The sequence below is a fragment of the Methylobacterium gossipiicola genome (assembly GCF_900113485.1).
Taxonomy (GTDB): domain Bacteria; phylum Pseudomonadota; class Alphaproteobacteria; order Rhizobiales; family Beijerinckiaceae; genus Methylobacterium; species Methylobacterium gossipiicola.
On the sequence record NZ_FOPM01000050.1, the window covers coordinates 1 to 8,309 of the forward strand.

Consider the following 8,309-nt stretch of genomic DNA (forward strand, 5'->3'; position numbering starts at 1 on the left):
TCGCAAAGTAGGCGGCGGCCTTTTTTAGGATATCACGCTCCGCCTTCAAACGAGCGACCTCCTTGCGCAGCCGGTCGATCTCGATCTGCTCGGGCTTCATCTGCCCCTGACCGGGAAAGGCGTGCTGCGGATCGGCCGCCGCCTGTTTCACCCATCGGTGCAGCATCGTCTCGTGAACATCGAGATCGCGCGCGGCCTGCGCGACACTGACACCGCGTTCCCGAACCAGTCGCACCGCCTCGGTCTTGAACTCACGTCCGAACTTGCGACGCTGCATGGAGCACCTCCGGCTTCATCATCACACCTAAATCGGGTGTCCGTGAAACCGGCAGCAGGCCAATGACGCCGGCCGCGACCTTCAGCAACTGGTTTTCGCCCTTCAGCCGGCGCCAGGTTTTCGACGCCGCCATCACCAGCTTGAACACCATCAGCTTGGCGGTCGTGGCTGAAAGCGCGCCCTTGGTCCGCACGGTCCGATGCCGCACCGTAGCGAACACGCTCTCGATGGGATTCGAGCTGCGCAGGTGGTCCCAGTGCTCGGCCGGAAAGTCGTAGAACGCTCAACAGCCTGTCACGATCCTTAGTCAGGCAGGCGGCGGCCCGAGGGTACTTGGCCCCGTACTTCTCGACGAAGACGGCCAGCGCCGCCTCGGCCGCCGCCCGGGTCGGCGCACCGTGGATCTCGCGCAGGTCCGCCTTCATCGCCGGCTGGACGGACTTCGGCACCTTGTCGAGGACGTTGGCCGTCTTGTGGACCCAACACCGTTGATGGGCCGTGCCGGGGAAGACCTCGTCCAGCGCCCGCCAGAAGCCGAGAGCGCCGTCGCCGACCGCGATCTCGGGCGCGATCGACAGCCCGCGCCGCTTCACGTCGATGAGCAGCTCGCGCCAGCTCTGGGCACTCTCGCGCACACCCACCTGGAAGCCGACGAGCTCCTTCTTGCCCTCGGGCGTCGCCCCGATCAGCACGAGCATGCAGTCGGCCTGCTCGGCCATCCGCGCCTGCAGATAGACGCCGTCAGCCCAGATGTAGGCGTAGCGGCGCGCGGAGAGATCGCGGCCCTGCCAGCGGGCGTACTCATCCGCCCACGTCGCCGTCAGCCGGGCGATGACGGCCGGCGACAGGTTCGGGGCGTCACGACCCAGCAGGGCGGCCAGCGCCTCCTGGAAGTCGCCGGTCGAGATGCCGCGCAGGTACAGGACCGGCAGCAGCGCATCCAGGCTGGGGGTGCGCCGCGCCCACTTCGGCAGGATGGTCGAGGTGAACCGGACCCGGTCCTCCGACCCGCTCGCACCGCGATCCCAGACACGGACCCGCGCGACCGGCACCGGGCCGATGCCGGTCTGGATCGCCCGCTCCGGCCCGTGACCGTGCCGCGCCAGCCGGGCCCGTCCGTCCGGCAGTCGCAGGTCCTGCATCGCGCTCAGGAAGGCGTCCACCTCCATCTCGACAGCCTGGGCGAGCAGGCGGCGAGCGCCGCTACGCAGCACCTCGGTCAGGGGATCGTCGAGGTCTTCGGGATGACGAAGTCGGACGACGTTGGTAGGTGTCTCCATGGCGTATCGCTCTCGCTGAGAGGTTCTGGCAGGCTCGACACCCGCCTCGATACGCCGCCTTCAACTCACCGTCGTCACCCAATCTCCCGCATAGCTCGAGCAGTGGCCCTCAAGGAGCAGACATCGCCCTTGGGGCTCCCTCCGTTGTACGTCCGCTTGGCTGAAGCTTAAGCCGGCTGATAATCCAGCCTATACGAGCTGCCCCGGCGCGAGCGGCCGTTGGTCGTTGGCGTCGATCTCGAAGCTGCCGACCGTCATCTGGCCGACCTTGAGAGGATGGCGCATGCTGCGGCTGCGCCCTCGAACGGAGACCGTAATGCTGCTTTCACAAACTCCGACGCGTCGCGAGGACGATCGGCCTGCAGTGATCAGCTTCGTGTGCCCGGATCATGCTGGAGTCAAATAGCTGCTGAACACCCAGCCGCGGACTGCTGGGTCCGGATCCCTGAACTCGATGAAGGACCAGTCACCTTTCTCGTGAAGGAGACGCACGCTCGTCCTGCGATGGAGCGGTCCCCAATCTAGAAGCTCGAAATTCGTCCCCGGCCCTCCCCGGCAATTGAGCTTGTCGGCGTTGACAATGTACTCGGTGTTGACTGCAGGTGGGCTCGCGCCCTCGTCAATGTCGTCCGGGCTCTGGCTTCCTTCGCTGTTCGGGTGGAGGACACTCATGAAAGTCTGCATGGGAAATGCGGGTCCGGGATCGCTTTTCCGTTTAGGGGCAATGTCGTCGTGGCCGACGATCTCGCGGATGCCGGGGCATTGACCGAGGATCCAGGCCGTGAGCGCGACGCCGCTGCGGATTTGCGCGGCGGGATAGGGCTCCCAACCCATCTCCGCGCCGCCATTCTTGTGAGCGGACACGACAACGTCGTCGGTAAAGACATCTGGGAGGTCGCGATAAGTGGACCGATACTCGGTGGCCCCAATCAACCAGCGGGTCGGGTCCTGGGTCTTCCGGAGATAGCCGAAATTCGCGAATTCGATGCCGATTGAGTAGCGATTCAGGAACGTCAGACCGCGCCACGCACTCTTGCCTGCGTGCCAAGTGATAAGCTTCAGATCGGAGATCTGGTACACGCTCCCGTCGCGGTCAACGACGAAGTGCGCGCTGGATGCGGGCGAGTGCGGCCTGAAAAGGAAATCGGCGCTGGCCCGGCCGTCGCCGCCGGCGGTGTAGTGCATGACGAGAAACTTTGGCTGGTCGGGCTTGAACGGGCCCGAGTTGTTCTTCGTCTGTCCCAACCAGGTGGCGCCAGGATAGCGGGTGGTCATGGTGGAAGAACTCCCCGTGGAGTGACATGCGGGAGATAGAGCCGGGAGGTCAAGTTGGCAGCGAGGACGATCCTTTGCCGAACGCCTCCTTGAAGCGGTCGAGGCCGTGGCTGCCGCCGTTCACGGCCCGGCGAGCCAGCCGGAGGTCTCCATCCCGGATAGCGTTCCTGATCCGGGTGCGCTGGTTGAAGAGGAACTGCGCCAGGATTCGACCCGCAATCCGCGGATCGTTGGCTTGCTGCGGGTCAGTAGACAGAGAAATGCCGATCTGGCCGCCGATCCTGGTATAGTTCGACCGCCCCGTAAGTTGCACATACCCGCGCCCCTTGAAGCGCGCGCCGTCGCCCGTCCGGGTGTTTCCGAGATCGACGCGCCCTTCGTACTTATCGAACGGTTTGGCCTCCGTGTTAAACCAGCTGATTGCCTCGTCGATCGGCCGGAAGCTCTCCGTTTCGGCCCGGATGGTGGCAAGCGCCATCAGGATCATGGTCCGGTCGGCCAATCCGGCTTCGCGCAGACCCTGCAGGACGTGCGGAAGATTGGCCTCGATGTTCCGCAGAGGCGTCGCGATCGGGAACATTGCCTTCACGGCCGTCGCGGTCACGCGCCCGAGGAGGTCCGCCCCGCCCAATGGCGGCGCTACCGCGGGACCGGGACCCGCCCCGGTCGCCTCCTTGAGAAAGCTGCCATGGACGAAGCCGTCCGCTGCATCGTCGCCGTTCAGATCGAGAAGGGCCCAGGCCCCTTCGCGCTTCAGCACGTTGACTCTCGTCCCGAGCGGGAGAGACCTGATCGTCGGGAAGTCCGTTCCCGGGCCGGAGCGGATGTTCAGTCCGTCGCGGGCGATCGTGCGATGGGTGAACGGAACCGCATCCGCTAGGCCACCCGAGGCTACGCCGGGCGCAGCATCGCGCGTGAGCCCGGCTTCGGCGGGCGATCCGAACGGTTCGGCCGGACATGCAAGCTCCTCCGCCGGCTCGATCCGGCGAACGGAAGAGGCGTTCAACGCTTCGTCCGCCTTCGTTTCATCGTCGTCCGGCGCCGCCGCCTTAACGGCATCATCGGCGTCGCCGTTCTCGCCAGCACGCGCATCGTTCCAGGCGTTCAGCGCTCGGTCGTCCTTCTCCTCTTCCTCCTCTCCCTCGTCGCCGGCCTCGGCGCTCGCCGCAACCCGTTCGACCCCAACAGGCAGGTCCAGGGAAGGCGGTTCGACCGGATTGTCTCCGCGCCGGCTCGGAGCCTTCTGCGAATCTTTTGCCATCCCTCCACTCCTTAACGTACGTCATATCGTTGCAGGCGCGGTCTTCACCTTGCTTTCCGTGTCCTGAAGGAGGCTCGGCACCAAGCGCTCCGAAAAGCCGGCCAGGAAGCTCCAGACGACCAGGAGCGCCAGCGCCTTGCTCGGATAGATGAGCATCAGCTTGAGGAGGCCGGGCGTGCCGTCCCTGTTCTTGGCTTCATAGACCGCATGTTCGAGCCCGATCTCACGGAATTCGGGAAACAGCCCGCCCCCGATCACGTTCGATTGCAGGAAGAAGGACACGACCACCGCGCCCGTCATGCCGACGCAGGCCCGCAGGAGGATGGACGTAAACTCTCGGGCATCTTTCAGCCCGCCGATGCTCAGGGCGTTCCAGTTCATCTGCAAGTACAAGAGACGGCTGAACAGCGCCCCGAAGATGCCGGACGTCATGCAGGCGTAGAGAGGAAGGCCCGACCAGTTCGCAATCCTGTCGATCTCGCCACGCGCGGCGTGGACGTAAATGAGAACGTAAGGCAGGATGAACAGGAACAGCGCGAACAGGCCGATCCAGACAATGCGGCTCGTGGCGCTTCTGCGTATCGGGCGTGAGTAGAACTTGCGCTGGAACGCCCAGTGCAGCTCCTCCAGCGTGTCGAGCAGGAGCGGTCGCAGGATTGCCTCGCCTCCCGGCCTAAGCGTAGGCGGCTGCTGTTGACCGTCCAACGCCAGGAGCCCGGCCGCCTCGGCCAAGCCGGCGAGGCGGGGAGCGGCGGGAAGATTCTCGTCCGACGCCTCCGCCACCCGGCGTTTCAGCTCCGAATAGAGGCTCTCGGCCGGTTCGCTCAGGGCGAGGAGGCGCTCCAGCTTGTAGGCGGCCGTCCAATAAGCATCCTCCGATTCTTTCGGTCCGGCCGAGATGCGGCGTTCAAGGTCGGCCAGACCGCTTTCAATGTCCGCGACAACGATCAGTTTAGGGTCGTTTACGGGGAGATCCAGTTTTGCCTTTCGTACCCGGACGGAGATCGTGCTGAGGAAATACGATAACATCGCATCCTCCTTCAGGTTTTCTCCATTGAATACTGTGCGTATCCAACTCGAGAACCGCTGCACTAGGCCCTCCCGACGGACAAGAAAGTCAGCTCTGCTGAAATTCTAAGTCATAGTGCCTCGAATTTTCGAATCGGCAGGTTATGCCTCACGAAGGCAATCAGATGCGAGTTCATTTGGCAAGGGTGATGGCGGGAAAAATCAAGATAATCGATCGAACTGCGTTGTTCGCCGGTTTTAAATTTTCTCGGCCCCTGATAGCATCAGTCTCGGCGGAATGTGAGTTCCCATGGCAGAGCCTGACCTAGAGGTCTCTCACGACGGGCTTTCGGTGGGGTCGAAGGGGCGCGGCCGACGTCTCGCGTCCAGGCGTGCTCCATGGTTCGTCCTCGGGGTCTTCACGATTGGCGCCCTAGTTGGCGCAGCTGTTTTCCTCGGCCTTTACATCCTTCCCGGACCGCTCGCCGACACCATCCTGGCAAATGCCATTGGGCCTGCGGACCATGAATTCCCGCCGACAGCGGTGCCCATCAGACCTTCTAGCGATGATGTCCAGCTCGCCGGGGGGCAGGGCGTCGGTCTCGACTGCAGTCTACCGGCGAAAAGCCTCCTCGAGCGTTCGGTGTTTCGCCGCAATAGCAGCACGGCGCCGCTTTCACTGCAGATGCGGCAAGCCTGCGTGTTCCACGACTACTGCTACCGGCACGGCGCAGCGACCTACGGCTACACTCAGGCCGATTGCGATTATCTGCTCCAAGAGCAGGCCTTCCGGCTGTGCCCGCGCTCGAACGCGTCGGCTGGAGTATCCAGATGCGAGACCGCCGCCCGGGAGGTGACCCTTGGCGTGAGACTCGGCGGCGCAGAGAGCTTCCATCTGGCCCAACCGCGACCAGCACGGGCCGGGGGCTTCTTCGCCGAAGCGTGGGCACGACTACGTCCATGGACACCCGACAAGCAGCAAGAGCTTCCGTCCACATTCTTCGAGTTCGACCCATATCCCGTCCGCTCGCTGGGCTACACCGTGACTCGCGTGGCGGATTCTCCCGCTCAATGGATTAGGGACCATGGAGCCATCCGCAAGTCGCTTTATATCTTTTCCGTCCGCCGTTCGGGATTGCGGGTCAACGTGGTCGGATTCGGCACGAGCGGCCGCCGACTTTGCGCCAGCTTTGAGGCGGCGGGTGCATTCAACAGGATCACCCTTCCGCCCACCGTCCTCCATCACGCTGCATCCGGAGCCGATTGGCTTGTATGGCCCCAGCGCACCAGCGTAACGCTCGACAATACTGACGTCCACTTCGATGGGATTGCCCCTGCCCGAGCGACGCTGCAGGATTGGCGACAGGTCTTTGGCAGCGTCGTCCTCCGCCGTGATGTCTGCCCGGACTTCGCTTACTTGGAAGGCTCCGCCTCGCGCCCTGACGCTTACTTCTCCAAGCTTCAGCCGAAATGGGCGAGCGGCGCGCCGGCGGATGCCCTGATATCCGAGTTCCACGGGCCTATTGACGGCAGGCAGCCCGGCTTCGACCTGGACAAGCTGCATCTTTTCGGATTAACAACTCACGGTTGCTCAACGTTCGATCAGTCAACTTGCGTCGGTCATCTAAAGGTCGACGCGGTTGCGAAAAACGTCGTGTATGAGCCGTACCGGACCCTAGATCCGAACTGCATTCTCCCGAGACACGCGCTGGCAGCAAGAGCTAAGCAGGCTAGGGAGGCCGCCGGTTCCAAACGGCGCGACTGCGACTTCTATCGGAGCTTCGTGACGCCGCCTCTCGTGCTCTCGCGCGACGGCACGCCCACGCTCGCTTGGTTGCGGCGCGGGGAGAGCAATGGCGACTTCTACCAGGAGTCCGCGTATCTTCGGTTCGGACCGGCCAGGAGCCCGCAAGCTGAATTCGGACCGGACGGCGTCGCAACTGTCAAACTTGGAAACTTCTCGGAGATCAAGCTCCCCACATTCGCCGAGAACTTGGAGCCGGCAGTCCTCGCCCGCACTGCGGGGGGCTTGGACGCTTTCGTTAGTCTCGTGCACTCTAGGGACTGCGCCGTGGCGTTCCAGTTGACGATGCTGGTCCCGGCTCGGCACGAAGTATCATCCACCCCACCGCCGTGCATGCACGGTCTCGGGACCGATTGGATTGCGAGACCCTTCGCGCTCGTGAGACGGACAGAGTTAATCCTCGTCAAGTCGCGCATTGAGCTTCCTATCGGGGGACTGCCTCGCTCCGTTGCCATTCACGTCGAGGTCGCGACGGCCTCGTTGCAGGGAAATGGTCTTTCGTTTCAGGCCGAGACATTAAGGGACGTGTTCGTGTTCAATGTCTGCGATGTCGTGAAGGCGTCTGACGCGAAATGGACGCTGTCGGCGCGAGCCTGCGATCCGCAAGGAGGCGTCCAGTACGGTAGGATCCGGAACTGGAAGGAAGAGGCCCAGCTCAGAGACGAGATTGTGCGGGTCGCGATCGGGGCCGTCAACTCAAGCCCGATCATTCCGGCCTTCCTAGACGACGACGACCTGGTCGATCTCGCACTTCCACATCCACTCGATCGTACGAAGGCGGTTTGGTTGAAGGGCCGCAGACTAGGGAAGGTGATGCGCTGGAGCTTGGAAGGCGGGCAGCAGTGACCGACCTGAACTCGGACGCGGCAAGCTGCCGTCGGCCATCACCAGGAGAAAGGCTCGAGCGCAGCGTTCATCTCCTGGCCAGCTTCTCGTTTCGCAGATGTCTTGTGATCGGCACGAGCAGAACACGAACCGCTATGCGCCGCGGCGGAGTCTCGCTGTAGCGACGTGACGCGGCACGACGACTCTGTACGTGTCCACTCATCAAACGTCTTATACCAGCTCTCATTGATCAGCACGCATGGGCCCATTTGCGCAGTCCGATGGACATGATGCGCCAGGGCTGGGCGATGATCCTGTTCCAAGCGTCGCAACAGTGGTCGAGGATGTCGGCATAGGATCGAAAGATGCGGTTTCCGAGCCAGTTGTCCCGCACGAACTGCCAGAGGTTCTCGACCGGGTTGAGTTCGGGCGAGCGGGCCGGGAGGGGCATCAGGGTGATGTTGTCCGGCACGGGCAGCTTCCTGGTGGTGTGCCAGCCGGCCTGATCGAGGAGGAGCACGGCGTGGGCACCGGGCGCCACGGTCGCCGAGATCTCTTCGAGGTGGTGGGCCATGGCTG

General features: G+C 63.5%; 6 protein-coding genes and 1 pseudogene. 1 reads left to right on the forward strand and 6 read right to left on the reverse strand.

All coding sequences use genetic code 11. From position 1 onward, the window contains the following. The 5 genes and pseudogenes from BM249_RS20710 to BM249_RS20730 form a co-directional block, all read right to left on the reverse strand. On the reverse strand, positions 1–277 hold a 277-nt coding region (locus BM249_RS20710; RefSeq protein ID WP_143103829.1), incomplete at its 3' end, for a transposase. Beyond that, a pseudogene (locus BM249_RS20715) lies at positions 252–1,557 on the reverse strand (IS256 family transposase). The pseudogene BM249_RS20715 and the gene BM249_RS20710, both read right to left, overlap by 26 nt. A 387-nt stretch (positions 1,558–1,944) precedes the next feature. Continuing rightward, on the reverse strand, positions 1,945–2,832 hold the full coding sequence (locus BM249_RS20720; protein ID WP_091975494.1) for an N-acetylmuramoyl-L-alanine amidase: 888 nt from the start codon (positions 2,830–2,832) through the stop codon (positions 1,945–1,947). A 49-nt stretch (positions 2,833–2,881) separates the two neighbouring features. Then, positions 2,882–4,093, reverse strand: coding sequence for an SH3 domain-containing protein (locus BM249_RS20725; RefSeq protein WP_091975495.1), 1,212 nt, complete (start codon positions 4,091–4,093; stop codon positions 2,882–2,884). Between the two features lie 21 nt (positions 4,094–4,114). After that, complete coding sequence (locus tag BM249_RS20730) at positions 4,115–5,122, reverse strand: hypothetical protein (protein WP_091975497.1); 1,008 nt, start codon at positions 5,120–5,122, stop codon at positions 4,115–4,117. Between the two features lie 289 nt (positions 5,123–5,411). On the opposite strand from BM249_RS20730, the gene BM249_RS20735 reads away from it, so the two are divergent. Beyond that, a complete protein-coding gene (locus tag BM249_RS20735; protein ID WP_091975499.1) occupies positions 5,412–7,751 on the forward strand; it encodes a hypothetical protein in 2,340 nt (779 codons plus the stop codon). Positions 7,752–7,980: 229 nt separating this feature from the next. Here BM249_RS20735 and BM249_RS20740 read toward each other — a convergent pair. Next, positions 7,981–8,309, reverse strand: a 329-nt coding sequence (locus BM249_RS20740; RefSeq protein WP_177232480.1) for a transposase, incomplete at its 5' end; no start/stop codon positions are given.